At 62.8% G+C, this 25,826-nt stretch carries 26 protein-coding genes; 17 read left to right on the forward strand and 9 right to left on the reverse strand.

Annotated elements, in window-relative coordinates; translation table 11 throughout:
• Positions 1–51 precede the first annotated feature (51 nt).
• The 4 genes from ACQZ5H_RS01430 (at position 52) to ACQZ5H_RS01445 (ending at position 2,308) form a co-directional block, all read left to right on the forward strand.
• The gene (locus tag ACQZ5H_RS01430) at positions 52–804 is read left to right on the forward strand and encodes a F0F1 ATP synthase subunit A (RefSeq protein WP_112719114.1); all 753 of its coding nucleotides are present in this window, start codon (positions 52–54) and stop codon (positions 802–804) included.
• Between the two features lie 67 nt (positions 805–871).
• Positions 872–1,099 (forward strand): F0F1 ATP synthase subunit C, encoded by a 228-nt coding sequence (locus tag ACQZ5H_RS01435; protein ID WP_003588243.1) that lies wholly within the window; start codon positions 872–874, stop codon positions 1,097–1,099.
• Positions 1,100–1,177: 78 nt separating this feature from the next.
• Positions 1,178–1,819: a F0F1 ATP synthase subunit B gene (locus tag ACQZ5H_RS01440; RefSeq protein WP_112719113.1), complete on the forward strand. Its 642-nt coding sequence runs from the start codon at positions 1,178–1,180 to the stop codon at positions 1,817–1,819.
• A 3-nt stretch (positions 1,820–1,822) separates the two neighbouring features.
• Positions 1,823–2,308, forward strand: coding sequence for a F0F1 ATP synthase subunit B (locus ACQZ5H_RS01445; protein WP_112719112.1), 486 nt, complete (start codon positions 1,823–1,825; stop codon positions 2,306–2,308).
• A gap of 643 nt (positions 2,309–2,951) precedes the next feature.
• Here the strand turns inward: ACQZ5H_RS01445 and ACQZ5H_RS01450 are convergent.
• Both ACQZ5H_RS01450 and ACQZ5H_RS01455 read right to left on the reverse strand, forming a co-directional pair.
• On the reverse strand, positions 2,952–3,641 hold the full coding sequence (locus tag ACQZ5H_RS01450) for a ribonuclease HII (protein ID WP_449096527.1): 690 nt from the start codon (positions 3,639–3,641) through the stop codon (positions 2,952–2,954).
• A gap of 213 nt (positions 3,642–3,854) precedes the next feature.
• Positions 3,855–5,012 (reverse strand): PA0069 family radical SAM protein, encoded by a 1,158-nt coding sequence (locus ACQZ5H_RS01455; protein WP_449096528.1) that lies wholly within the window; start codon positions 5,010–5,012, stop codon positions 3,855–3,857.
• Between the two features lie 138 nt (positions 5,013–5,150).
• On the opposite strand from ACQZ5H_RS01455, the gene ACQZ5H_RS01460 reads away from it, so the two are divergent.
• Positions 5,151–5,669: a glycosyltransferase family protein gene (locus ACQZ5H_RS01460; protein WP_130278694.1), complete on the forward strand. Its 519-nt coding sequence runs from the start codon at positions 5,151–5,153 to the stop codon at positions 5,667–5,669.
• A 2-nt stretch (positions 5,670–5,671) separates the two neighbouring features.
• Here ACQZ5H_RS01460 and moaB read toward each other — a convergent pair whose 3' ends face one another.
• From moaB to ACQZ5H_RS01480, 4 genes are all read right to left on the reverse strand, one after another.
• Positions 5,672–6,217 carry a molybdenum cofactor biosynthesis protein B gene (gene moaB, locus ACQZ5H_RS01465; RefSeq protein WP_449096529.1) on the reverse strand — a complete coding sequence of 182 codons (546 nt, stop codon included), beginning with the start codon at positions 6,215–6,217 and terminating at the stop codon, positions 5,672–5,674.
• A 1-nt stretch (position 6,218) separates the two neighbouring features.
• Positions 6,219–7,100 carry a 4-(cytidine 5'-diphospho)-2-C-methyl-D-erythritol kinase gene (locus tag ACQZ5H_RS01470; RefSeq protein ID WP_449096530.1) on the reverse strand — a complete coding sequence of 294 codons (882 nt, stop codon included), beginning with the start codon at positions 7,098–7,100 and terminating at the stop codon, positions 6,219–6,221.
• A gap of 6 nt (positions 7,101–7,106) precedes the next feature.
• Positions 7,107–8,939 carry a tetratricopeptide repeat protein gene (locus tag ACQZ5H_RS01475; protein WP_112719106.1) on the reverse strand — a complete coding sequence of 611 codons (1,833 nt, stop codon included), beginning with the start codon at positions 8,937–8,939 and terminating at the stop codon, positions 7,107–7,109.
• A gap of 130 nt (positions 8,940–9,069) precedes the next feature.
• Positions 9,070–10,086 (reverse strand): polyprenyl synthetase family protein, encoded by a 1,017-nt coding sequence (locus tag ACQZ5H_RS01480; protein WP_112719105.1) that lies wholly within the window; start codon positions 10,084–10,086, stop codon positions 9,070–9,072.
• A gap of 108 nt (positions 10,087–10,194) precedes the next feature.
• Between ACQZ5H_RS01480 and ACQZ5H_RS01485 the strand changes: the two genes are divergently transcribed.
• Entirely contained in the window at positions 10,195–10,422 is a 228-nt protein-coding gene (locus ACQZ5H_RS01485) for a putative signal transducing protein (RefSeq protein ID WP_112719104.1), read from the forward strand.
• Between the two features lie 4 nt (positions 10,423–10,426).
• Positions 10,427–11,203, forward strand: coding sequence for a tRNA1(Val) (adenine(37)-N6)-methyltransferase (locus ACQZ5H_RS01490; RefSeq protein WP_449096531.1), 777 nt, complete (start codon positions 10,427–10,429; stop codon positions 11,201–11,203).
• Here the strand turns inward: ACQZ5H_RS01490 and ACQZ5H_RS01495 are convergent.
• Positions 11,200–12,540: an Nramp family divalent metal transporter gene (locus tag ACQZ5H_RS01495; protein WP_112719102.1), complete on the reverse strand. Its 1,341-nt coding sequence runs from the start codon at positions 12,538–12,540 to the stop codon at positions 11,200–11,202. The two genes, ACQZ5H_RS01490 and ACQZ5H_RS01495, sit on opposite strands and share 4 nt — an antisense overlap.
• 188 nt (positions 12,541–12,728) lie before the next feature.
• Here ACQZ5H_RS01495 and ACQZ5H_RS01500 point away from each other — a divergent pair, with 188 nt between their 5' ends.
• The gene (locus ACQZ5H_RS01500) at positions 12,729–13,589 is read left to right on the forward strand and encodes a S49 family peptidase (RefSeq protein ID WP_112719261.1); all 861 of its coding nucleotides are present in this window, start codon (positions 12,729–12,731) and stop codon (positions 13,587–13,589) included.
• A 21-nt stretch (positions 13,590–13,610) separates the two neighbouring features.
• Positions 13,611–13,802 (forward strand): NfeD family protein, encoded by a 192-nt coding sequence (locus ACQZ5H_RS01505; protein ID WP_112719101.1) that lies wholly within the window; start codon positions 13,611–13,613, stop codon positions 13,800–13,802.
• An 18-nt stretch (positions 13,803–13,820) separates the two neighbouring features.
• Here the strand turns inward: ACQZ5H_RS01505 and ACQZ5H_RS01510 are convergent, their stop codons facing one another.
• Both ACQZ5H_RS01510 and ACQZ5H_RS01515 read right to left on the reverse strand, forming a co-directional pair.
• The gene (locus ACQZ5H_RS01510; protein WP_449096532.1) at positions 13,821–14,135 is read right to left on the reverse strand and encodes a type II toxin-antitoxin system RelE/ParE family toxin; all 315 of its coding nucleotides are present in this window, start codon (positions 14,133–14,135) and stop codon (positions 13,821–13,823) included.
• Positions 14,136–14,140: 5 nt separating this feature from the next.
• Entirely contained in the window at positions 14,141–14,416 is a 276-nt protein-coding gene (locus ACQZ5H_RS01515) for a ribbon-helix-helix domain-containing protein (protein ID WP_449096533.1), read from the reverse strand.
• Between the two features lie 101 nt (positions 14,417–14,517).
• Between ACQZ5H_RS01515 and ACQZ5H_RS01520 the strand changes: the two genes are divergently transcribed.
• The 8 genes from ACQZ5H_RS01520 to ACQZ5H_RS01555 all read left to right on the forward strand — a co-directional run bounded on the left by ACQZ5H_RS01520 (position 14,518) and on the right by ACQZ5H_RS01555 (position 25,787).
• Positions 14,518–15,477, forward strand: a complete 960-nt coding sequence (locus tag ACQZ5H_RS01520; RefSeq protein WP_112719098.1) for a glycine--tRNA ligase subunit alpha — start codon at positions 14,518–14,520, stop codon at positions 15,475–15,477.
• A gap of 104 nt (positions 15,478–15,581) precedes the next feature.
• Positions 15,582–16,133, forward strand: coding sequence for a LemA family protein (locus tag ACQZ5H_RS01525; protein ID WP_449096534.1), 552 nt, complete (start codon positions 15,582–15,584; stop codon positions 16,131–16,133).
• A 71-nt stretch (positions 16,134–16,204) separates the two neighbouring features.
• Positions 16,205–17,467 carry a 3-phosphoshikimate 1-carboxyvinyltransferase gene (locus ACQZ5H_RS01530; RefSeq protein WP_449096535.1) on the forward strand — a complete coding sequence of 421 codons (1,263 nt, stop codon included), beginning with the start codon at positions 16,205–16,207 and terminating at the stop codon, positions 17,465–17,467.
• A gap of 40 nt (positions 17,468–17,507) precedes the next feature.
• The gene (locus ACQZ5H_RS01535; RefSeq protein WP_449096536.1) at positions 17,508–19,439 is read left to right on the forward strand and encodes a DUF2207 domain-containing protein; all 1,932 of its coding nucleotides are present in this window, start codon (positions 17,508–17,510) and stop codon (positions 19,437–19,439) included.
• A 241-nt stretch (positions 19,440–19,680) separates the two neighbouring features.
• On the forward strand, positions 19,681–20,952 hold the full coding sequence (gene purD, locus ACQZ5H_RS01540) for a phosphoribosylamine--glycine ligase (RefSeq protein WP_112719273.1): 1,272 nt from the start codon (positions 19,681–19,683) through the stop codon (positions 20,950–20,952).
• A gap of 107 nt (positions 20,953–21,059) precedes the next feature.
• Positions 21,060–21,527, forward strand: a complete 468-nt coding sequence (locus tag ACQZ5H_RS01545) for a plant virulence effector HPE1-like domain-containing protein (RefSeq protein ID WP_112719274.1) — start codon at positions 21,060–21,062, stop codon at positions 21,525–21,527.
• Between the two features lie 348 nt (positions 21,528–21,875).
• Complete coding sequence (locus tag ACQZ5H_RS01550) at positions 21,876–23,696, forward strand: methyl-accepting chemotaxis protein (RefSeq protein WP_449096537.1); 1,821 nt, start codon at positions 21,876–21,878, stop codon at positions 23,694–23,696.
• 267 nt (positions 23,697–23,963) lie between these two features.
• The gene (locus ACQZ5H_RS01555) at positions 23,964–25,787 is read left to right on the forward strand and encodes a methyl-accepting chemotaxis protein (protein WP_199626536.1); all 1,824 of its coding nucleotides are present in this window, start codon (positions 23,964–23,966) and stop codon (positions 25,785–25,787) included.
• Positions 25,788–25,826 lie beyond the last annotated feature (39 nt).

Consider the following 25,826-nt stretch of genomic DNA (forward strand, 5'->3'; position numbering starts at 1 on the left):
GTTCATTATGAATGATCCCGCGCCCGCGGGCCAAAGAAGAGAGAACAAGCGGTGTCTAACGATCCGACCCATCAGTTCCTGATCCAGAAGATTGTGCCGATCGAAGTCGGCGGGATTGATTTCTCGTTCACCAACGCTTCGCTCTTTATGGTCGCTTCGGCTGCCGTTGCCGCAGGCTTCCTGTATTTCTCGACCTCGAACCGCGCGATCGTTCCCGGCCGCTCGCAGTCGGTCGCTGAAATGTCTTATGAATTCATCGCCTCGATGCTGAAGGAAGGCGCGGGCACCAAGGGAATGAAGTTCTTCCCGCTGGTCTTCTCGCTCTTCATGTTCGTGCTGACTGCAAACCTGCTCGGCATGTTCCCGTACTTCTTCACCATCACCAGCCAGATCATCGTCACCTTCGCCCTGGCGCTGCTCGTCATCGGCACGGTTCTGGTCTACGGCTTCTATAAGCACGGCTTCCACTTCCTGAATGTGTTTGTCCCCCAAGGCGTTCCCGGCATTCTCCTGCCGCTGGTCGTGGCGATCGAAATCATTTCGTTCCTGTCCCGTCCGATTTCGCTCTCGGTTCGTCTCTTCGCAAACATGCTCGCCGGTCACATTACGCTCAAGGTGTTCGCAGGCTTCGTCGCCTCGCTCGGAGCCCTTGGCGCGCTCGGCATCGGCGGTGCCATTCTTCCTCTCATCATGACCGTCGCCCTGACCGGTCTCGAGTTCCTCGTCGCCTTCCTCCAGGCTTACGTCTTCGCGGTACTGACTTGCATGTACCTCAACGACGCGATCCACCCTGGCGGGCACTAAGGATAACGACATCGACGTCAAAGGGCGTCAGTCATTCGCCGCAACAACCATTTCAAAGGAGTTCAACATGGAAGCGGAAGCAGCAAAGTTCATCGGTGCAGGTCTGGCTTGCTTTGGTATGGCCGGTACGGCTCTCGGCCTCGGCAACATCTTCGGCAGCTACCTGTCCGGCGCTCTGCGCAACCCGTCTGCCGCTGACAGCCAGTTCGGCCGTCTGGTTTTCGGCTTCGCCGTTACGGAAGCTCTGGGCATCTTCTCGCTGCTCGTCGCTCTCCTCCTGCTCTTCGCCGTTTAATTTCGGTGGATTGAGGGATCACGGCCTGCAGACCGCAAGCCGTGATCCTTTGCATTTGCAGTACACCTGGAGGTGAGCATGTTTTTTGTGACCCCGGCCTATGCTGAAGAGGCTCCGGCGGGAACGGCAGAAACGGGTGCAGCCACTGGTACGGATCCGCACGCCGCCCCGGCTGCTGGCGAGGTCCATACCGAAACCGGCGTTGCCGGTGGCGAGCATCATGGCGGCGTTTTCCCGCCGTTCGATTCGTCGACCTACGCATCCCAGCTTCTCTGGCTGGTGATTACGTTCGCTGTTTTCTTCGTGCTCATGCAAAAGGTCATCGCACCGCGCATCGGCGGCATCCTCGAGCAGCGCCATAACCGGCTCGCTCAGGACCTGGACGAGGCAGCCCGCCTCAAGTCCGAAGCCGACGCCGCAGTCGCAACCTATGAAGGCGAACTCGCCGCAGCCCGCGCCAAGGCCAATCAGATCGGCTCCGCCGCTCGTGACGCCGCCAAGGTCAAGGCCGAAGCCGATCGCCGCGCTGTCGAAGCCAGCCTTGCTGAGAAGCTGAAGGCTGCCGAAGGCCGCATCGCCGATATCAAGGCGAAGGCATTCGCAGACGTTGGCACGATCGCTGAAGAAACGGCAACCGCCGTCGTCGAACAGCTGATCGGCGGCACCGCTGCCAAGACCGACGTTGCCGCTGCCGTTGCAGCCGCCAAGAAGGAGGCTTGATCGATGGCACTTGACGCAACATTCTTTGCGATGATCGGCCTGTTCCTCTTCCTGGGACTGGTTGTCTATCTCAAGGTTCCCGGCATGATGGCGAAGTCGCTCGACGACCGCGCCGATCAGATCCGCAACGAACTGGCGGAAGCCAAGCGCCTGCGCGAAGAGGCCCAGCACCTGCTGGCCGAATACCAGCGCAAGCGCAAGGAAGCCGAAGCCGAAGCTGCCAACATCGTCGCGGCTGCCGAGCGCGAAGCAGACATGCTGACCGCCGAAGCCAAGAAGAAGACGGAAGAGTTCGTTGCCAACCGCACCGCGCTTTCCGAGCAGAAGATCAAGCAGGCGGAAGCCGATGCGATGAAGGCCGTCCGCTCGGCCGCCGTCGACCTCGCGATCTCTGCAGCCGAAGCCGTTCTCGCCAAGAAGGCGGACGCCAAGGTCCAGACCGACCTCTTCAAGGCTGCCGTCGGCGAAGTGAAGACGCGCCTGAACTGAGGTTCGGACATTGAGTTTGAAAAGCCCCGCCATTGCGCGGGGCTTTTTGTTTTTGGGGTGGTGGTGGCGGTGTGGCCTCGCAATCTACTGCGACAGTTGTTCACCGTGGGAGTGGCCCCTCATGCCGCGCAGCCAACGCAGACCGTCAATCGGATCACCGAGACCTCCCCAACCTCCCTCATTCCTGTGCTTGTCACAGGAATCCAGCCACGGCGCGTCTGCGCCGTGAATGACACGAGACGACTTCCAGCGCACCAATGAGTCTCTCGCGCCCCAGGACTGGGGCGCACTGGATTCCTGTGACATCCCGTGGGCGTAGCCCTAAGGGCACAGGAATGAGGGAGGAGAGGTGGCGGCCTTGGAGCGAGGTGGCACACGAGGCAGCGTCTAGGGGCGGTCCATAGGGGACGTGTGAAACATTAAAGGCTGGTACTTGCAGCCCCCTCATCCGGCCCTATCGGGCCACCTTCTCCCCGAGGGGAGAAGGGAAGGAGGCGCAAGCTGTACGCCCTTTCCCCAGCCAAGGGCCGGAGGGTGTGTCGAGACGCTGCGGCTTTCCCCTTCTCCCCAGCGGGGAGAAGGTGCCCGAAGGGCGGATGAGGGGGCTCCGCGCGCAACGGCAGAAGCGGAACCACCTCACCCCTCAATCCCGCAACATTTCCTCCGTCACCGCAACCACCCCGTCCTTCCGCAACGGCCGGAACGTCATACGGTGCAGCGGGCAGGGGCCGTGCGCTTCGATCCCCGCACGGTGCTGCGCGGTGCCGTAGCCGGCATGGGCGGCGAAGCCGTAGTTGGGGAAGACGAGGTGGGCGCGGGTCATCATCCGGTCGCGGGTGACCTTCGCGACGATCGAGGCGGCGGCGATGGAGACGGAGCGGGCGTCGCCCTTGACCACCGCCTGGCCGGGACAATCGAGCCCCTGGGGCACGTCGAGGCCGTCGGTCAAAACGTAGGCCGCCGGAATGGAGAGGCCGCAGATGGCCCGGCGCATGGCGTCGAGGCTCGCCTTGCGGATATCGGTATCGTCGATGCGCGTCGCGCTCGACGAGGCGATGGACACCGTTGCCGTTGCCAGGATCTGTAAAAACAGCTCCTCGCGCTTGGCCGCCGACAGCTGCTTGGAATCGTTCAGTCCCTGGGGGATACGCTTCGGGTCGAGAATGACGGCCGCGGCAACGACCGGACCGGCGAGTGGCCCGCGTCCGGCCTCATCGGCACCGGCGACCGGCCAGTGACCCGCCTTGCGGGCCTTCAGCTCCAGCTTGAAATCCGGAGTGAGCGGGACGTCTTCGAAAAGCAGAGGAGAATCGGGTGGCGTGCGACGTTTCATGCGGCTGAACCTCGCACGCCAACCCGATTTCCTGCAAGCCCCCGGAACAGGGCGGCGGCCGGGGGCTAGGGCCGCGAAGGGGCAGGGGACCCATCCGCGGTGTGCAGGCAGCCAGGGCGGCGGCGGCCTGCGGGTATTGCGTCATTGCCGGCGGCATACCCGCCAGCCGGTCGAAACGCTCCTCACGCGCCCGTGCCAGCGGGCGCGAAGTCTTCAAAGCAGCGACAGCTGCACGCCGCTGCCATCCGGCGGTACGAACAGATCGTCGCGCAGCGGCATGCTGCGTCTGACCATGCCGAGTCGCTTGGTGGCCATCTCGAAGCGGCGGGAAATCTGCCAGGCGTAGGGACCGGCACCCTTCATCCGCTTACCGAACTCGGCGTCATAATCCTTGCCGCCGCGCATCGAGCGCACCAGCGACATGACGTGCCGGTAGCGGTCCGGATAATGCTGCAGCAGCCAGTCGCGGAAGAGCGGCGACACTTCCAGCGGCAGGCGCAGCAGAACGTAACCCGCCTCGCGCGCGCCGGCGGCATGCGAAGCCTCCAGAATGCGCTCCAGCTCGTGGTCGTTCAGCGCCGGGATGACGGGTGCGGCCATCACCGAGGTCGGGATGCCGGCCTCGCTCAGCGCATGGATCGCCTCCAGCCGCCGCGGCGGCGTCGAGGCGCGCGGCTCCATGGTGCGGGCGAGCTTGCGGTCGAGCGTCGTCACCGAAAGCGAGGCGCGCACCAGCCCCTTGGCGGCCATATCCTGGAGGATATCGATGTCGCGCATGATCATCGCCGACTTGGTGACGATCGAAACCGGGTGGTTCGCCTTGTTCAGCACTTCGAGGATCTGCCGCATGATGCGCCATTCCTTCTCGATCGGCTGGTAGGGATCGGTATTGGTGCCGATGGCGATCACCCGCGGCTTGTAGCCGGGCTTGGCAAGCTCGCGCTCCAGAAGCTTGGCGGCATCGGGCTTGGCAAACAGCTTCGCCTCGAAATCGAGCCCGGCCGACAGCCCCATATAGGCGTGGCTCGGCCGCGCGAAGCAATAGATGCAGCCATGCTCGCAGCCGCGATAGGGGTTGATCGAGCGGTCGAAGGGAATGTCGGGCGACTCGTTGCGGGTGATCGCCGTGCGTGGCTTCTCGATTTGCACTTCGGTGCGGAACGGCGGCAACTCTTCCAGCGTCTGCCAGCCGTCGTCGAACGTCTCGCGGCTTTGCGGCTCGAACCTGCCGCTCGGGTTAAGCCCGGCGCCACGTCCGCGGCGGCGCTCGCCATCCACCCGCAGGCCGGATTGGGCGATCAGCGCTTCGGCAATATCTGCCGTGTTGGCAGGCGCGAATGCGGCCTGCCCTGCAAGGGACTGTTCGTTCATCGGATTCTCCCGCAGCGGAGGCGTTGCCTTCGCCCGTTCTTGATGATTAAATTCCTAATCAGAAAATGAGAACAATGCAAGAACAAAATGAGGAAAGTCGCGCTGGCAAAATTTTGTGCGGCGCATTATAAATAGGCAATGTTGACGGTTGTTCTGGAGTGCCAGGATCAGGAACCTGAGCTGGCGCAGACTTTATCGGTGCTGGTCGCGGGCGCGGTCGAAGGGCTTGTAAGTGATGTCGTGGTGCTTGATCACGGCTCGCGCGACGGCACCTCTCGGGTGGCGGATGCCGCCGGCTGCCGTTTCCATTCGCAGTGGGATATCAAGGACATATTGCGCTCTGCGCGGGGCGAGTGGCTGCTCTTCGTCGAGCCGGGTGCGCGCCCGCAGGCAGGCTGGATCGACGAGATCGCCGAATATGTGGCGCTGAACAAACTGCCCGCCCGCTTCACCGCCTCGCGCGCCTATCGCCGTCCGTTCCTGCAGCGGGTCGGCCGTGCCTTGCCGCCGCTGGAGCTTGCCTATCTTGTCCCCAAGAAGCAGGCGATCGCCTCGGCCAAGAGCGGCATGCGGCTGGCGGAATTCCCGAAGGGACAGAAGCTGCGCCAACTTTCCAGTGAATTGATTCCTTCCTGGGTGGCGCGGGCCGCCAGATAGAATCAGCCGCCGCGCTTCAGGTGCTCGTCGAGCCGCGGCATGATTTCCACGAAATTGCAGGGCATGTGCCGGTAGTCGAGCTGCGCCTTCAGGATCCCGTCCCAGGCATCCTTGCAGGCGCCGGGCGAGCCGGGCAGCACGAAGATGAAAGTGGCGTTGGCAACGCCGGCCGTGGCGCGTGACTGGATCGTCGAGGTGCCGATCTTGTCGTAGGAAATCCGGTGGAAGACTTCCGAGAAGCCGTCCATGCGCTTCTCGAACAGCGGCTCCAGCGCCTCCGGCGTCACATCACGGCCGGTAAAGCCGGTCCCACCGGTGGTGATGACGACGTCGATGCCGTCGGTCTCCGTCCAGGTCTTCACCCGCGCCGCGATCGCCTGCTTGTCGTCCCGCACGATGGCGCGGTCGACTAGTCTGTGGCCGGCCTCAACGATGCGGGCGGCGAGGGTGTCGCCCGACTTGTCGTCCTGGAGCGTGCGGGTATCGGAGACGGTCAGCACGGCGATGCCGACGGGAATGAACGGCCGGTTCTCGTCTATGCCAGGCATGTCACTCTCCCGAAACAGTTTCCGTTGCCTGGAAATACCAGTCCGGCCGCTGGCTGTGAAGCTGTTGGGCGGCGGCCTCTGCCGCCTGCAGGGAAGGGAAGAGGCCGAAGCAGGTGGCGCCGGAGCCGGACATGCGCACCAGATCGGCGCCGCTCCCGGCAAGCAGGGCCGAAATCTCGGCAATCTCGGGCGTCAGGCTGCGCGCCGGCGGCTCGAGGTCGTTGCGATTGGTCTCGATCACCCGCATCCAGTCGCCAGTCGAAAGATTGAGCGGCCGGTTGTTCTTCTCTGCCAGCGCGCGAAAGATCTGCGGCGTCGACACGCCCTTCAGCGGATTGGCGAGCACCAGGAAGAGCCGCGGCAGCGCAACCCGCTCGATCTCCTCGCCGATCCCGCGCGCAATCAGCGGACGGCTTTCGAGGCACATCGGCACATCGGCGCCAAGCTGCAGCGCAAGCGCCGAAAGTATATCGGCCGGCACCCGCACGTTCCAGAAGCGCTGGAGCCCGCGCAGCGCCGCAGCCGCATCCGCCGAGCCGCCGCCGATCCCGGAGGCTACCGGCAGGTTCTTGTCGAGATGGATGGAAACCGCCGGCGCATGGCCGCCCTGGGCAAGCACGGCCTGGCGCAAAAGATCGCGTGCCTTGAGAACGAGATTGCCGCCGGGGTCGCCGCCGAGATCGGCGGCAAAACGCCCGCCGATGGTGAAGCCGTCGGCATCGGCGGCGGTGAAGCTCAGCCGGTCGCAGTGACTGGTGAAGGTCACCAGCATGTCAAGCAGATGATAGCCATCGTCTCTCTGGCCCGTCACATGCAGGGCCAGATTGATTTTCGCAGGCGCGTCTTCAGTCACCGTGAAACGGCGGCTCTCCGCATCCGGCATTCGCTATCAGGACTTCTTGTCGACGGGCGGCGGGGTCACCGGCGCCGGGTCCGGCTGCTTCTTGTCGGCAGACTTGGCCTCGTCGTTCTCGGGCTTCAGGCCGTTGGCGATCTTGTCCTTGATCTTCGGGATCTCGGCTTCCTCGGGCTGCGAGTTCAGCGCACGGTTCCACTGATAGACGGCCTCGAGCTTGCGGCCGACATGCCAGTAGGCATCGCCGAGGTGATCGTTGATCGTCGCGTCGCCGGCCTTGATTTCGGCGGCCTTTTCGAGCTCGGCAACGGCATCGTCGAAGCGGTTGAGCCGGTAGTAGGCCCAGCCCAGTGAATCGATGATGTAGCCGTCGTCAGGTCTGAGATCGACGGCCTTCTTGATCATCGTCAGGCCTTCGTCGAGGTTCTTGTTCATGTCGATCCAGGAATAGCCCAGATAGTTCAGAACCTGCGGCTGGTCCGGATTGAGCTCCAGCGCCTTGCGGAAGTTCGGCTCGGCCTGATCCCACTTCTTCAGGCGCTCATAGGCAATGCCGCGCTGGAAGAACACGGTCCAGTCGGCGCGGCCCGGCAGCGAGCCGATCGCCTCGACGGCCTTGTCGTAATTCTCGGCCATGGCCGGATAGTCCTTGGCGTCGGAAAGGACGCTGCCATAGGCGAGGTAGCTGCGGATATCCTTCGGGTCGGAGGCGATCAGCTGCTGCAGATGCTTGCGGGCCTCTTCCACCTTGCCGCCCTGGGCGAGTGCCAGGCCGAGCTGCAGTTCGGAGATGCGGCGCATCGGCGAATCCGCCGGAACCTTCTGGTAGAACTCGATGGCGCGGTCCATCTGTTCCTGCTTCTCGGCGATGCCGCCGAGCAGGACGAGCGTATCGGCGCTGTCGGGGTCGAGCGCATTGGCGGTCTGCAGGTAGAGCGAGACGATGTCTTCGGCGCCATCCCGGTTCAGCGCGGCGCCGACGGAGAACAGCACGGCGGCCGCACCCTGCGCGGCATTCTCGACCTGCTGCTTCGGCTTCTCGCCGCTTTCGATGCTCTGGCGCAGCGCCTTCAGCGGTGCGTAGTTCGGCAGCAGGTTGTCGCCGACGGAGATTGCGTCCAGCGCCTTCTGCTTGTTGCCCTGCGATGCCTCGAGGCGGGCAAGCGCCATGATCGAGCGCATGAAGGTATCGGGCGCCGTGGCGCCGCCATCCTTGTCGAGCACGGCATCGTTCAGATGCTTGCGGGCCGAGGCGACATTGCCATTGACGATGGCGATCGCGCCGGCATGGTAGTTCTGGAAGATGCGGAACCAGTCCGGTCCCTTCATCTTCTCGACCATTGCCAGGGCTTCCTTGCCACGTCCGGCGCCGAGACGCGCCCAGGCCGACAGCAGGTCGTTCATCATCCGGTCGAGATCGTTCGGACCGTCATATTTCAGAATCGCTTCGGCGCCCTTGTAGTCGCCGCGGCCGACGGCATCCATCGAGCGTACGACCGTCGTTACGCGCTCGATGCTCGGGTCCAGTTTCAGCTCGTTGGCGTATTTGACGCCTTCCTTGAAATCGCCGCTGAGCAGCAGCGAGATCATCAGGCGCTGGCGGATCTCAGGATTGCCCGGCTCGATCTGCAGTGCCTTCTTGTAGAGCTCGATCGCCGTCTTGTAGTCGTGGTCGACATCAGCGGTGCGGGCAGCGAGGAAAGCGCCGGAGAAGGTGGAAACCGTATCCGGGTCGAACATCACGGTCTTGCTGGCATCGTCAGGCTTGGCCGCGTCTTCCGCATGCGCGCCGGTCAATGCGCCGAAGGAAAGAACGGCGGCAAGGGCTGCGCTCGAAAGAAGACGGATGGCAAATCTCTGCCGCATTAGAAAACCTCTCTTCAATGCAGCCGGCAAACCTCCGGCCGCGAAATCAGCTGCGATGACTGATTCACAACAGGATGGCTTTTTTGAAGCGGCCCTGCAACAAAATCAGCCCGCGATCAAAGACCTTTGATTAGTTCACGCGCTCGATGCAGAAGTCGATGACTTCCATCATGGCCGATTTCCAGGCCGTATCGGGAAGCGGCGCCAGGGCGTCGCGCGCGATCGTGCCATAGTGGACCGCCCGGGCGATCGTATCGTTCAGCGTGCCGTATTTGGTGATCAGGCCGAGGGCCTTTTCAAGGTTCGCATCGCTGCTGTTGCCGCCCTCGATCGCATCGCGCCAGAAGGCACGCTCTTCCTGCGTGCCGCGGCGGTAGGCGAGGATGACGGGAAGCGTGATCTTGCCTTCGCGGAAATCGTCGCCGACATTCTTGCCGAGATCGGCAGCCTTGCCGCCGTAATCCAGTGCATCGTCGACCAGCTGGAAGGCGAGGCCGAGATTCATGCCGTAGGACTTCATCGCGTTGCGGCCGGACTTGCCGGCATCGGCAACGATAGGGCCGACTTCGGCGGCAGCGGCAAACAGCGCTGCCGTCTTGGCGCGGATGACCGAGAGATAGTCGTCTTCGGTCGTTTCCATGTTCTTGGCGACCGAAAGCTGCAGCACCTCGCCCTCGGCGATGACGCAGGCAGCCGAAGAGAGAACGTCGAGCGCGTCGAGCGAGCCGACATCGACCATCATGCGGAAGGCCTGGCCGAGCAGGAAGTCGCCGACGAGGACGCTGGCCTGGTTGCCCCAGATGGTGCGGGCCGTGGACTTGCCGCGGCGCAGATCGCTTTCATCGACCACGTCGTCATGCAGAAGCGTGGCCGTATGCATGAACTCGACCGAAGTCGCGAGCTTGATGTGGTTCTCGCCCTTGTAGCCGAACAGACAGGACGAGGCGAGCGTCAGCATCGGGCGCAGGCGCTTGCCGCCGGAGGAGATCAGGTGGTTGGCCACCTCCGGGATCATCTGCACGTCGGAACCGGCCTTCGAAAGGATAAGCTGGTTGACCCGCTCCATGTCCGCCTTTGTCAAATCGACCAGCGGCTTGACGGATGCCAGTTTGTTTTTGCTTTCTTCAAGCGGTATGACCACGCCCAACGACCCGGACTCCTGTTCACTCTTTGAATTTGACAATAGAAAGGGGCGGCAGAAGCGGCAAGGGGTGAATTGTCGCGTAGCGCAAATTTGAAACGGAATTGACCGCAAATGCATGAACTTATCCGTGCCAACGATCCCGTCCTGCTCTCGTTTGCGCAGAGCCTGTTAAAGGATGCCGGAATTCACTGCTTCGTAGCCGATCAGGGCATGAGCATTCTGGAGGGATCGCTTGGCATGCTGCCGCGCCGCCTGCTGGTCGATGACGAGCGCGCCGTTCAGGCCCGCCGTATCCTCACCGATGCCGGTCTGGCGGACGAGCTGCGCGCGGAAAAGTGAGCCTATGATGAGCCCGGTTTCCGAAACGATCGATGCTTTCCATCGCGGCGGCTTCCACATCGTCCAGCCGAAGGGCAGGGGGCACCGGTCGGGCATGGATGCCATGCTGCTCGCAGCTCTGGTCGCGGATGACAGGGTCATCAAGGTCGCCGATCTCGGCGCCGGCGCCGGTGCGGCAGGGCTCGGCGTCGCCTCGCGGCTGCCGAAGGCGGAAGCCGTTCTCTTCGAGCGCTCGGCGGAGATGGCGGATTATGCCCGCCGTAGCATCGCTCTGCCGGAAAATACCCACATGGCCGGGCGCGTCTCGGTAATCGAGGCCGATGTGACGCTGACCGCCAAGGCGCGCAACGATGCCGGCCTTCCCGACGAGGTCTTCCACCACGTCATCATGAACCCGCCCTTCAACGCTTCAGGCGACCGCAAGACGCCGGATGCCCTGAAGGCGGAGGCGCATGCGATGACCGAGGGGCTGTTCGAAAGCTGGATCCGCACCGCCGGCGCCATCATGATCCCCGGCGGCCAGCTGTCGCTCATCGCCCGCCCGGAATCGATCGCCGAGATCATCGCCGCCTGCGGCCGCCGCTTCGGCGGCGTCGAGATCACCGCCATCCATCCCCGCCAGGGCGAAAACGCCGTGCGCATCCTGCTGACGGCGGTCAAGGGCTCGCGGGCACGGCTGTCGCTGCGCGCGCCGCTGATCATGCACGAAGAGGGGAGCCACAAGTTCTCCCCCTTCGTCGACGATCTGAACAATGGCCGTGCGGCCTATGAGCGGCTTTAGCCGATCACGAAGTCGAAGAGCAGTTTGATGTTCAGTCCGGCGATGACGATGGCGATCAGATAGGCGATCGCCGAGAGCCAGCGGGGAGCGACGAGTTCGCCCATTTTCGCCTTGCTGGCGGTGAACATCACCAGCGGGAAGACGGCGAAGGAGAGCTGCAGGCTGAGTACGACCTGCGTCAGGATCAGCAGTTCCGCCGTCCCCGCATCGCCGTACCAGATGGTGACGAAGGCGGCCGGAATGATGGCGATCGCCCGGGTGATCAGGCGGCGCACCCATGGCTGGACCTTCATCTTGATGAAGCCTTCCATGACAATCTGGCCGGCAAGCGTGGCCGTCACCGTCGAATTCAGGCCGCAGCAGAGCAGCGCGATGCCGAACAACGTCGGCGCGATGGCAAGGCCAAGCAGCGGCGCCAGCAGCGAGTGCGCTTCGCCGAGCTCGACGATATTGGTCTGGCCATTGGCGTTGAAGGCGGCTGCCGCCAGGATCAGGATCGAGGCGTTGATCAGCAGCGCGAAACACAGCGCCACCGTCGAGTCGATCGTCGCAAAGGTCAGCGCCTCGCGCTTTTCCGGCAGCGTGTGGCCGAAGTCGCGTGTCTGCACGATGCCGGAATGCAGGTAGAGATTATGCGGCATGACGGTGGCGCCGAGAATGCCGAGCGCCAGGTAGAGCATTTCCGGATTGGTGACGATCTCCGTCGTCGGGAAGAAGCCCTTGAGAACCGCGCCCCATTGCGGATCGGCAAGCAGGATCTGCACGCCGAAGCAGAGCGCGATGACGCCGAGCAGGGTGATGATGAAGGCCTCGACCCAGCGGAAGCCCATCTTCTGCAGGTAGAGGATGAGGAAAACGTCGAGCGCGGTGATCAGCACGCCGAGCTCCAGCGGCACGCCGAAGATCAGGTTCAGACCGATCGCCGTGCCGATCACCTCGGCGATATCGGTGGCGATGATGGCGATTTCCGCAAAGGCCCAGAGCGGAACGGAAACCCACTTCGGAAAGGCATCGCGGCAGGCCTGTGCCAGATCGCGGCCGGAACCGATGGCGAGGCGAGCGCAGAGAGACTGCAGCACGATCGCCATCAGGTTGGAAAGCAGCGCCACCGTCAGCAGCGCATAGCCGAACTTCGAACCGCCGGCGAGCGACGTCGCCCAGTTGCCCGGATCCATGTAGCCGACGGCCACCATGTAGCCGGGGCCGGCAAAGGCGGCGATCCTGCGGAGTTTCGATCCGTCGCGTCTCGTATTGACGCTGCGATAGACGTCGGAGAGCGAGGCTTCCTGGCGTTCATACCGCCAGCCGCCTTTTCTCTGCGGATTCAAAACATCCATGTCATTTCCACCTGTTGCTTATGTTGGCACTATGACCGATTAGAATGATAATGCAAGTCATTCGCAACAAGAAAATGGAGTGTGCATTTTTCCGGTCGTTCTGAAGCGGTTTTCGGCGCTCTCCCATTGTGTTTGCCGTTGCGCTGCATACATGGATTGCGACGCCGAAATGCGAAGAAGGATTTGAAATGGCCGGATTTTTGAGAAAGCTGATGCCGAAGCGCTTCCGCAAGGAAGGGGTGGTGATCCCCGTCGTCAGGCTGCAGGGCGCCATCATGAGCGGCGGCAACCAGTTCCGTCCGGCGCTGAATCTCGCCTCGGTCGCCCCGATGCTGGAAAAGGCTTTCTCCGCCAAGGATGCGCCGGCTGTGGCGATCTCCATCAATTCGCCCGGCGGCTCGCCCGTCCAGTCGCGCCTGATTTTCACCCGCATCCGCGAGCTCGCGCGCGAAAAGCAGAAGAAGGTGCTGGTCTTCGTCGAGGATGTCGCCGCGTCCGGCGGCTACATGATCGCGCTCGCCGGTGACGAGATCATCGCCGATCCGACCTCGATCGTCGGCTCGATCGGGGTGGTCTCAGGCGGCTTTGGCTTTCCGGAGCTCCTGAAGAAGATCGGCGTCGAGCGCCGCGTCTATACCGCCGGCGAGAACAAGGTGATCCTCGATCCCTTCCAGCCGGAAAAGGAAAAGGACATCGAGTACCTGAAGACCTTGCAGCTCGAAATCCACCAGGTCTTCATTTCGATGGTGCGCGAGCGCCGCGCCGGCAAATTGAAGGATGACGAGACCGTCTTCTCCGGCCTCTTCTGGACGGGTACCCGCGGCCTCGAACTCGGCCTCATCGACGGCCTCGGCGACATGCGCCAGGAATTGAAGAAGCGCTACGGCCACAAGACCAAGCTGGAGCTCGTCACTGCCGCCCGCGGCCTATTCGGCCGCCGCGTTCCCGGCATCTCCACCATGTCGCTCGAAGGTGCGGCATCAGGTCTTGCGGCGGGACTTGTCGAAACAGCCGAAGAAAAGGCATTGTGGAGCCGCTACGGGCTATAAGAAGAGATAGGCGAGGGGGCCATGGCGCAGCTTGTTACGATTGCAATCCTGATATGCGCCGGCTGGTGGCTCTACCGCCGCTTCATCTCCGACGCCCAGCGCCTCCAGGAAAAATCCCGCCGCACCGAAAGGGAACGCCAGACAGGTGCCGTCGGCACGCTGGTGAAGGATCCGGTGACCGGCGAGTACCGGGTGAAGCGGGAGGATGAGTGAGGGGTAGGGACCGAAGCCCTAACGGCGTTCCTGAACTTTCGCCTGCCAGTCCGACCCCGCGTAACTGATGCAGATCACGAGGATCTCTTTCTCGCTGTCATCGACGGTGAAGCAAACGACCGCCTTCTTCGAGGCCGGAATGGCGCGCAGCCCGGGAAACAGATCCTCTCTGACAGTGCCGATATGCGGATGATCCGCCAGCCGGTCGATGAAATCGACGATCTCGTCGACCTTGCGGTTTGCAACCTCAATCCCGGCATAATCGGCAACAAGCTCGGCGACGCCAAGAAGGTCGCCTTCCACGAGCGGATGCTGCGTGATCGTGTATGCCATGCGGCCTATTCGCCGCGCTTTTGAGCAAGCCGCTCCTTGATCCGCTTGGCGATCACCTCGCCATCCCAGGGCAGGAACTGATCCCGCGGCAATTCCATCCGCCGCCGGATTTCATCCGCCATGCCGGCAACCGGATCGTCCTCGCCGCTCTCTTCAAGCCGCAGCCGCGCCAGCCCTTCGCCGATCACGTCGGAGACGCTCGGAAAGCGCCCGGCTTCCACCAGTTCCTCGGCAAAGCGGAGGTCCTCATCCGATAGCGTCACTGTGGTCTTGACGTTCATGGCCTGTATCCGTTCGAAACCATTGCGATCATACGTTATCTATTGACCCTTGTCCCCCGCCGTGGCACCTGTCCCGGCAAAATAAGCAACGGTGAATTCCCATGTCTGCATCGATCCCCGACCATATGAATCCGAAGCGCTCCTTCCAGGCGCTGATCCTGACCCTGCATAATTACTGGGCGGACAAGGGTTGTGCGGTTCTGCAGCCTTACGACATGGAAGTCGGCGCCGGTACCTTCCACCCGGCAACCACGCTGCGCGCCCTTGGCCCGAAGCCGTGGAAGGCCGCCTATGTGCAGCCGTCGCGCCGCCCGTCCGACGGCCGCTACGGCGAAAACCCGAACCGCCTGCAGCACTATTACCAGTACCAGGTCATCCTGAAGCCGAACCCGCCGAACCTGCAGGAGCTCTATCTCGGCTCGCTCGCCGCCATCGGCCTCGATCCGCTGCTGCATGACATCCGCTTCGTCGAGGACGATTGGGAAAGCCCGACACTCGGCGCCTGGGGTCTCGGCTGGGAGTGCTGGTGCGACGGCATGGAAGTCTCGCAGTTCACCTATTTCCAGCAGGTCTGCGGCATCGAATGTGCGCCGGTTGCGGGCGAACTCACCTACGGCCTCGAGCGCCTCGCCATGTATGTCCAGGGCGTCGATAACGTCTACGACCTGAATTTCAACGGCCGCGAAGGCGACGAGAAGATCAGCTATGGCGAAGTCTTCCTGCAGGCAGAGCAGGAATATTCCCGCCACAACTTCGAATTCGCCAATACCGAGATGTTGCACCGCCACTTCATCGATGCCGAGAAGGAATGCCAGGCGCTGCTCGCCGCCGGCGCCCCCGGCGATGCCGACAACCAGCGCCTCCACAAATGCGTCTTCCCGGCCTACGACCAGTGCATCAAGGCGTCCCACGTCTTCAACCTGCTCGACGCCCGCGGCGTCATCTCGGTCACCGAACGGCAAGGCTACATCCTACGCGTCCGCACGCTCGCCAAGGCTTGCGGCGAAGCGTTTTTGCTGACGGATGCTGGTGGGGTCAACCTCGCGAAAGACGCCGCATAAATCACCGCTTTAGGGAGCTCACGATCGCGTGAGTTCCCGGATGACAATTCTTCGCAACATGCATAGTCTCGCCGCAACTCTATTTCCGTTGCGGGGGATTCGCGATGTATATCATTCTCGGCTTGATCGTACTGATCGCCCTCTACGCCATATTCATCTACAACGGCCTCGTGCGGGCTCGGCAGATGGCGGAAGAGGCCTGGTCGGGTATCGATGTGCAGCTGAAGCGGCGTGCGGATCTGATCCCGAACCTGATCGAGACGGTGAAGGGCTACGCCACCCACGAAAAGACCACGCTGGAAGAGGTGGTGGCATTGCGCAACAAGGCGCAGGCGGTTCCCGCGGGCGATGTGGCTGGCAGGGCGCAGGCCGAAGGTCTGCTCGGCGCCGCACTCGGGCGTGTCATCGCGCTTGCCGAAGCCTATCCGGATCTGAAGGCGAACGCGAATTTTGCCGAGCTGCAGAGCTCGCTGGAAACCATGGAAAGCGAAATCCAGATGGCCCGCCGTTATTATAACGGTGCCGCCCGCGATCTGAACGTCAAGGTCGAGAGCTTCCCGTCCAATCTGGTCGCCGGTCAGTTCGGTTTCCAGAAGAAGGAATATTTCGAGATCACCAACGAGGCGGATCGCGCCGTCCCGCAGGTCAAATTCTGACGTTTGTCTTTGCGCAAAAGCTGCTATGAGCAGGGCCGGTCACGGCAGCGCAATGGATGGAATACAGCGTAATGGGTACAGATAAGAAACTCACCATCATCCCGGTCAAGGCTCCGCTCGAAGGGCGCGCCGTGGCGCCGGGTTCGAAGTCGATCACCAACCGGGCGCTGCTGCTGGCCGGTCTCGCCAAGGGCACCAGCCGGCTGACCGGCGCGCTGAAGAGCGACGACACGCGCTATATGGCCGACGCCCTGCGCGCCATGGGCGTCAAGATCGACGAGCCTGATGACACGAGCTTCGTGGTGACGGGCAGCGGCAAGCTTCTGCCGCCGAAGGAGCCGCTGTTCCTCGGCAATGCCGGCACTGCAACGCGCTTCCTGACGGCCGCTGCCGCACTCGTCGATGGCACCGTCATCGTCGATGGCGACCAGCATATGCGCAAGCGCCCGATCGGCCCGCTCGTCGATGCGCTGCGCACGCTCGGCATCGATGCCAGCACCGAAACCGGTTGCCCGCCCGTCAAGATCAATGGCACCGGCACTTTCGACGCCACCCGCATCGAGATCGATGGCGGCCTTTCCAGCCAGTATGTCTCGGCCCTCCTGATGATGGCCGCCGGTGGCAGCAAGCCCGTCACCATTGAGCTTCTCGGCGAGGATATCGGCGCGCTCGGCTATATCGACCTGACGACGGCGGCGATGCGCGCGTTCGGCGCCAAGGTCGAAAAGACCAGCCCCGTCACCTGGCAGGTCGAACCAACAGGCTATACCGCCGTCGATTTCGTCATCGAGCCCGATGCCTCCGCCGCCACCTATTTCTGGGCGGCCGAAGTGCTGACCGGCGGCAGGATCGATCTCGGCGTGCCCAACGCCGCCTTCACCCAGCCGGATGCCAAGGCCTACGACGTCATCGCCAAGTTCCCGAACCTGCCGGCCGAAATCGACGGCTCGCAGATGCAGGATGCCGTGCCAACGCTCGCCGTCCTCGCCGCCTTCAACAACACGCCCGTTCGCTTCGTCGGCATTGCCAACCTGCGCGTCAAGGAATGCGACCGCATCCGCGCGCTGTCGACCGGCCTGACGCAGATCCGCGCCGATCTCGCCCGCGAGGAAGGTGACGACCTGATCGTCAATGCCGATCCCGATCTCGCCGGCCAGCATCTGCCTGCCGCGATCGACACCTTTGCCGATCACCGCATCGCCATGAGCTTTGCGCTGGCGGGCCTGAAGATCGACGGCATCACCATTCTGGATCCGGATTGCGTCGGCAAGACGGTTCCCGCCTATTGGCGCATGCTCGCAGCACTCGGCGTCACCTACGCCAACGAAAGTTGAGATAGCAAAGCGGCAGCTGCCGCGATCGGGGAGGGGTGGAATGATCCTGCGGTCTTTCGGTGTGTGCCTGGCGCTCTTCATGGCGCTGACGGTGCGCACGGCACTTGGCGCCGAGATCATCTCCTCCTTCAATTCCGATATCCGGCTGGAAAAGACCGGGGCGATGACGGTGGCCGAGACCATCACCGTCAATGCCGAAGGCAACCGCATCCGCCGCGGCATCTTCCGCGATTTCCCGCTGACTTTCACCGATGAGAACGGCCGTCTCCGCAGCGTCGATTTCGATGTCGTCTCGGTCACCCGCGACGGTCAGGACGAGCCCTGGAAAACGGAATCGATATCGGGTGGCATCCGCATCTATGCGGGCTCGGAAGACGTGATGCTCTCGCCCGGCCGCCATCGATATGTCTTCACCTACCGGACGAACCGGCAGATCCGTTATTTCCCTGATCATGACGAACTCTATTGGAACGTCACCGGCAATGGCTGGATCTTCCCGATCATGGCGGCGACGGCAACCGTCAATCTGCCGGAAGGTGTGACGGCCACCGACACCAATTTCTTCACCGGGCCGCTCGGCGCGAAGGACAGGAACGCTCGCGTCTCCGGCAGCAACACCCGCCCGGTCTTCTCGACGACGCAGCCGCTGAATGCGCAAGAGGGCCTGACGATCGCCGTCAAGTTCCCGAAGGGCGCCATCGATCCGCCGAGCTCATCCGATCAGAACATGTGGTGGCTGAAGGATAACCGCGACTACTTCATCGGCTTCGGCGGCCTGCTGCTGGTCTTCCTCTATTACACCCGCTCCTGGCTGAAGGTCGGGCGCGATCCGGCCCGCGGTGTCGTCGTGCCGCGCTGGGATGCGCCCGACAATATCTCGCCGGCGCTCGTCAATTACATCGACAACAAGGGCTTCTCCGGCCAGGGCTGGACGGCGCTGTCGGCCACGGCACTGAACCTTGCGGTGCGTGGCTTCGTCGTGCTCGAGGATCTCAAGCAGTCGATCGTCATCCGCCGCACCGACAAACCCAACGTCGGCCAGAAGTTCGAGGCGGGCGAGGCGAGCCTGCTGAATGCCGTCGGCAGCCGCGGATCGCTGACCATCGACAAGGCCAATGGCGAGCGGGTCAAATCCGTCGGCCAGAATTTCCGCTCCGCCATAGAGCGCGAACATCGCGGCAAATATTACAACGCCAATACCGGCTATGTGATTGGCGGCGTGGTGCTCAGCGTCGCGGTGCTGATCATCCTCTTCGTCTTCGGCTCGCTGCAGCCGGATACGATCGCGCTGATGATCGTCCCTATCGCCGTTGTCGCTTTCCTTTCGCTTTTCGTCGCCGGTTTTGCCAAGTCGTTCAGGCGCGGCCATTCGCTCGGCGCGAAGATCATGTCGGTCGTGGCGATCGGCATTGCCGGCTTCATCGGCTTCTCCATCGTCTCGTCGCTGGCGCTGGCGCTATTCTCGTCGCTGATGGAATTTCACGAAACGCCGATGCTCTTTGCCGTCGGCGGCATCGTCTTCCTCAACATGCTCTACGTCTTCATCATGGGCGCGCCGACCATGCTCGGCGCCAAGATGATGGATGGCATCGATGGCCTCAGGCAATATCTGACGCTCGCCGAAAAGGACCGCATGAACATGGCGGGCGCGCCGGAGATGTCGCCGCAGCATTTCGAGAAGCTCTTGCCCTATGCGGTGGCGCTCGGCGTCGAAAAGCCCTGGAGCCAGACCTTCGAAACCTGGCTGGCGGCCGCTGCAGCCGGCGCCGTCGCCTATAGCCCGGCCTGGTATTCCGGCAATTTCAACAGCGGCAGCTTCTCCGATCGCATCGGCGGCTTCTCCTCCTCGATGGCCTCCACCATCGCCTCGACCATCCCGTCCCCACCTCCCTCCAGCTCCTCCTCCGGTTTCTCCGGCGGCGGCGGCTCCTCCGGCGGCGGCGGTGGCGGCGGCGGTGGCGGGGGGTGGTAGTGCGCGTTTTGCCGGGGAGCCCCCTCATCCGGCCCTAACGGGCCACCTTCTCCCCCAGGGGAGAAGGGACGGAGACGCTGCGGCTTTCCCCTTCTCCCCAGCGGGGAGAAGGTGCCCGAAGGGCGGATGAGGGGGCCACACGGCACACACCTCGCCGATAAAGTCTGCTTGAAAGCCTCCAACACTTGACCTTTCGCCTCCCGCCCCTTAACCGCCAAGCGGAAAACGGAAAGGATCGGGCATGAAGGTTCTGTTGATCGGTTCGGGTGGCCGCGAGCACGCTCTCGCCTGGAAGCTGGCGCAGTCGCCGCTGCTGACGGAATTCTATGCCGCGCCCGGCAATCCCGGTATCGCCGAGCATGCCACGCTCGTTGCCGTCAACACCGAAGACCAGGATGCCGTCGTCGCCTTCTGCCGCGAAAAGGCGATCGATTTCGTCGTCGTCGGTCCGGAAGCGCCGCTCGTCGCCGGTCTTTCCGATACGCTGCGTGCTGCCGGTTTCAAGGTCTTCGGTCCGTCGGCCGCCGCCGCCCAGCTCGAGGGCTCCAAGGGTTTCACCAAGGATATCTGCGCCCGCTACGACATCCCGACCGGCGCCTATCAGCGCTTCAACAATGCGCCGAAGGCCAAGGCCTATATCCGCGAGCAGGGCGCGCCGATCGTCGTCAAGGCCGATGGCCTGGCAGCCGGCAAGGGTGTCACTGTGGCGATGACCGTCGATGAGGCGCTCGCCGCCGTCGACGACTGTTTCGAAGGCGCATTCGGCGCTGCCGGTGCCGAAGTCGTGGTCGAGGCCTATCTCGATGGCGAGGAGGCAAGCTTCTTCTGCCTGTCGGATGGCAAGCATGCGCTGGCGCTTGCCACCGCTCAGGATCACAAGCGCGTCGGCGAGGGTGATACCGGCGTCAATACCGGCGGTATGGGCGCCTATTCCCCCGCGCCGGTCATGACATCGGAAATGGTCGAGCGCACGATGAAGGAAATCATCGAGCCGACGATGCGCGGCATGGCCGAGAGCGGCTATCCGTTCCAGGGCGTCTTCTTCGCCGGTCTGATGATCACCGCCAAGGGCCCGGAGCTCATCGAATACAATGTCCGCTTCGGCGATCCGGAATGCCAGGTGCTGATGATGCGCCTGAAGAGCGATCTGCTGCCGCTGCTGCTTGCCTGCGCCGATGGCACGCTCGATCAGGTCTCCGCCGAATGGAGCGATGATCCGGCTCTCACCGTCGTCATGGCCTCCAAGGGCTATCCGGCCGCCTACGACAAGAACACGCCGATCGGCTCTCTGCCGGCGGCAGGCGAGGGGGCAAAGGTCTTCCACGCCGGTACGGCGCTGAAGGACGGCCAGCTGGTCGCCACCGGCGGCCGCGTGCTGAACGTCACGGCGACGGGCGAAAGCGTCAGCGATGCCAAGCGCCATGCCTATGCGCTGCTCGATCAGGTCGAGTGGGACAACGGTTTCTGCCGCCGCGACATCGGCTGGCGCGCGGTCGAGCGCGAAAAGGCGTAAGGCTGGCCCGAAATCGGGTCAGTTCGCTAAATTTTTACCCTTTCCCCTGACCGGATGGAAATAAAGACGCGCTATTCTCCTGTTCATAGTCAGACGGAGTAGCGTTCATGCGTCAGTTCATCCTCGGTGCGGCAATCGCCCTTATCGCCGGTTCGGCCATGGCATCGTCCATCGATGTCGTGCGTCCTTCCGCGCCGGAAGGCAATGGCAGCATCCTCAAGGAAACCTGCACCAGCTGCCCGCCGCTCGCCGTCTCCGAGCGCAAGAAGGATTACACCGTCCCGACGCTGGCGCCGGGCGCGCTGCAGGCGAGCGAACTGCGTGATATCGACGGCCAGAAGAAGCTCTACCGCACCGAAGGCTGGATGGGCGGCTCACCCGTCGTCTTCGTCACCAAGGCGACGCCTGATGTGGTCCAGGCCTTCAACAAGACCGGAACGCCCGCAGATGGCATCGACCCGACTTCCACCACCTCGGTGATCGGCCTCGACGCCAAACCGGCGATGGCAGGCATGGCGGCTCCGGCGGAACAAATCGCGCCGTTGGACATTTCTGATTTCAAGTTGCGTGATTGAGCAGCCACAAGTTCCCTGCCCCTGATCCGGTCAAGGTTTGATCGCTGGGGTCCGCTTAGCGCGGATTGAATGCGCTCCTGAGAGAAGCAGGGGCGCATTCTTTATTTTGATTGAATGATAAATTACTCATGCAACGCATGCGCTTATGCGAAAAAACGGGACTCATAATTGACCGTTCCCGGCCCCGATATCGTTAATTCATCGTTTAACCATTGACCATAATTCTAGCCACCGGAGGACCGGAGCGAGCATGATTGCGCTTGCTGAAAGTGCGTGGTGACACGCGCAAAGGACGGGAGTTTACCCGATCCGGTGTTTTTGCGAATTCACCACTTTCACGAGACAATTATGAAAAAGCTCAAGATTGCCCACCAGCTTTTCGCTCTTGTCGGTGTGCTCATGGCGGCCTTCGCCGTTGCCACCTATTTTCAGATCCGCACCACGTCCCAGTCGATCTATGACGACCGCTTCGATCTCTTGCGCACGCAGGTCGAAAGCGCCATTTCGGTGCTCAATACCTATTACGAGCGCGAACAGTCCGGCGAGATGACGCATGAGGCCGCCCAGGCCGAAGCCTTCAAGGTTCTCTCCAAGGTCAAGTTCGAGCCGGCCGGTTATGTCTTCGGCTTCGATTACGACGTCGTCCAGCGCTTCCATCCGAGCCCGGTCAATATCGGCAAGGACATGAGCGGCCAGGTCGACAAGCGCGGCACCCACTTCAGCCAGGAAATGGTCGACAAGGGCAAGGCAGGCGGCGGCCAGACCATCTACTTCTGGAACAAGCCCGGCCAGCCCGACAGCGACGTCTTCCTCAAGGGCGCCTATTCCAAGGCCTTCGCCCCCTGGCAGCTCGTCGTCGGCTGCGGTGTGTATTTCGATGACCTGCAGGCGCAGATCAACGCAACGATGTGGAAGGCCCTGATTGCCTGCGGCATCGTCTTCCTCGCCGGCATCGGCGCTGCCTTCTACTTCATCCGCGGCATTTCCAGCCCGCTCAAGGATGTGCACCAGGCTCTCGAAGCCGTTGCCGATGAGCGCGTCGATGCCGCGATCCCGCATACCGGTCTCAACAACGAAGTCGGCATGATGGCCCGCGCCACCCGCTCGCTGCAGGAGAAGGTGCGCGAACGCCACGCCATGTCGGAGCGCGAAGCCGCCCAGCAGATGGCGCTCGACAATGAGCGTGAAGCCAACCAGCGCGGTCAGCGCGACGAGGCCATGGCCCAGACGCGCGTTGTCACCACCATCGGCCAGGCGCTCGAACTGATCGCTCGCGGCGACCTGACGGTCCGCTGTGGCGATATTGGCCAGAAATACGCTGCACTCCGCGACAATTTCAACGACGCCCTGCAGCATCTCGAAGCGGCCATGGCCAAGGTCAGCGCCAAGGGTGGCGACATCGGCGTCGCCAAGGAAGAGATCCGCCGCGCCTCGAACGAACTGTCGCAGCGCACCGAGCGCCAGGCTGCCAGCCTGGAAGAGACCTCGGCCGCTCTCGACGAGCTCACCGTCGCCGTTCGCCAGACCGCGGAAGGCGCGCACGAAGCCAGCCAGCGCGTTCGCGAAGTCAGCACCGAAGCCAGCCGCAGCGATGCTGTCGTCACCGAAGCGATCACCGCGATGAGCGGCATCGAGAAGTCGTCGGATGAAATCGGCAAGATCATCGGTGTCATCGACGAGATCGCCTTCCAGACCAACCTCTTGGCTCTCAATGCAGGTGTCGAAGCGGCGCGTGCCGGTGAATCCGGCAAGGGCTTCGCTGTCGTCGCTCAGGAAGTCCGCGAACTGGCCCAGCGCTCGGCCGCTGCCGCCAAGGAAATCAAGGATCAGATCGCCCGTTCCTCCAGCCAGGTCGACCACGGTGTCCGTCTGGTCGGTGAGGCAGGCGAAGCCCTGAAGCGCATCTCGGATCAGATCAAGTCGGCCAACGAAATCGTCGCCAAGATCGCCCACAGCGCGTCCGAACAGGACTCGACGCTGCGCTCGATCTCGTCCTCGATCAACCAGCTCGATGCGGCAACCCAGCAGAACGCGGCGATGGCGGAAGAAACCACCGCTTCGGCCGAAACGCTGGCTGCCGATACCGACGAACTGCTCGGCCTGATCCGCGGCTTCCGCATCGGCAATGCTGCCCATGCCGCCCCGGTAACGGCACGCCGCGCGGCCTGATTTCAGGCCGCCGAAGCATCCGAAATCCGCTGACCTGATATCACCGGGCATTTGCCCGGTGAATCGAGTTAAGCTCATGATTTATAATGATTTTTCTGCGAACACCTACTGATTTTTAAGGATTTTTTAGCCGTTCGCATGCCATTGTCCACCTGCCGGCCGCTGCATGTTCTTGAGCAGCGGTTTAAGCGGTCGTCCAGACCTGCTGACACAGGCGGTATCACACCGCGCCGGAGTCCTTTTCGTCCTTTTCCGCTGCGGGGCATTATGAAAAAATTGCAGATTTCAAAACAACTGATTTTGCTGGTTACCGGCCTGATGCTCGCCTTTGCGATCGCCACCACGCTGCAGGTCCGGTCCTCGGTCAACGCGATCTATAAGGAGCGCTACGACATGCTCCGTTCGGAGGTCCAGTCGGCTGTCTCCGTTCTCAAGCAGTACCAGGCGAAGGTCGATTCCGGTGAGCTGAAGCTGGAAGACGCCCAGAAGCAGGCCTACACCACGCTGAACGCCATGAAATACGATCCGGATGGCTATTTCTTCGGCTATAGCTACGACATCCAGATGATGTTCCACTACGACGCCTCGAAGGTCGGCCAGTTCAACAAGGGCCAGCCGGACAGCAAGGGCAAGCTTTACCGCGAAGAGCTGGTCAAGCTCGGCCAGCAGGGCGGCGGCCTCGTCGAATATTACTCGACAGCCAAGCCCGGCCAGCCGGCAGGCGACTTCCGCAAGACCGCCTATGCGCTCGCCTTCGACCCCTGGAAGGTCGTGGTTGTAACAGGCGTCTATATGGACGATCTCGACGCCCAGATCCGCGGCAAGGTCTTTGAGGCCCTGACTGCCAGCCTCATCCTCTTCGTTCTCGCGGTCATCGCTGCCTATGTCGTCATCCGCGGCATTTCCGGCCCGCTCAAGGACGTGCACAAGACGCTGCAGGCAGTTGCCGATGAGAATGTCTCGGTTGTCATTCCGCATACCGGCATGAACAACGAGATCGGCATGATGGCCAAGGCCACCCAGTCGCTGCAGGAAAAGATCCGCGAGCGCCATGCGATGGCTGAGCGTGAAGCGGTTCAGGCCCTGGCGCTGGAAACCGAGCGCGAGACCAACCTGCGCGGTCAGCAGGACGAAGCCTCGGCCCAGGCCCGCGTCGTCTCCACGATCGGCGAAGCCCTCGAGCAGATCGCTCGCGGCGACCTGACCGTCCGTTGCGCCGATATCGGCCAGAAGTATGCAGCGCTCCGCCACAACTTCAACGATGCTCTCCAGCATCTCGAAGCGGCGATGGCCAAGGTCAGCGCCAAGGGCGGTGACATCGGCGTCGCCAAGGAAGAGATCCGCCGCGCCTCGAACGAACTGTCGCAGCGCACCGAGCGCCAGGCCGCAAGCCTGGAAGAAACCTCGGCCGCTCTCGACGAGCTCACCGTCGCCGTTCGCCAGACGGCGGAAGGTGCACACGAGGCCAGCCAGCGCGTTCGCGAAGTCAGCACCGAAGCCAGCCGCAGCGATGCAGTCGTCACCGAAGCGATCACCGCGATGAGCGGCATCGAGAAGTCCTCCGAAGAGATCAGCAAGATCATCGGCGTCATCGACGAGATCGCCTTCCAGACCAACCTGCTCGCACTCAACGCAGGCGTCGAAGCAGCGCGTGCCGGTGAATCCGGCAAGGGCTTCGCCGTCGTCGCTCAGGAAGTCCGCGAACTGGCCCAGCGCTCTGCCGCTGCCGCCAAGGAAATCAAGGATCAGATCGCCCGTTCCTCCAGCCAGGTCGACCAGGGTGTCCGTCTGGTCGGCGAAGCAGGCGAGGCCCTGAAGCGCATCTCCGACCAGATCAAGTCGGCCAACGAAATCGTCGCCAAGATCGCCCACAGCGCCTCCGAGCAGGACACCACGCTGCGCTCGATCTCGTCCTCGATGAACCAGCTCGATGCGGCAACCCAGCAGAACGCGGCGATGGCGGAAGAAACCACCGCTTCGGCCGAAACGCTGGCTGCCGATACCGACGAACTGCTCGGCCTGATCCGCGGCTTCCGCATCGGCAATGCTGCCCATGCCGCCCCGGCCGTCCAGCACCGCCGCGCAGCCTGAGTTTTTATTACAGACATTTTCATCAAGACCAGCATTAGC

The organism is Rhizobium sp. 21-4511-3d (assembly GCF_053522545.1).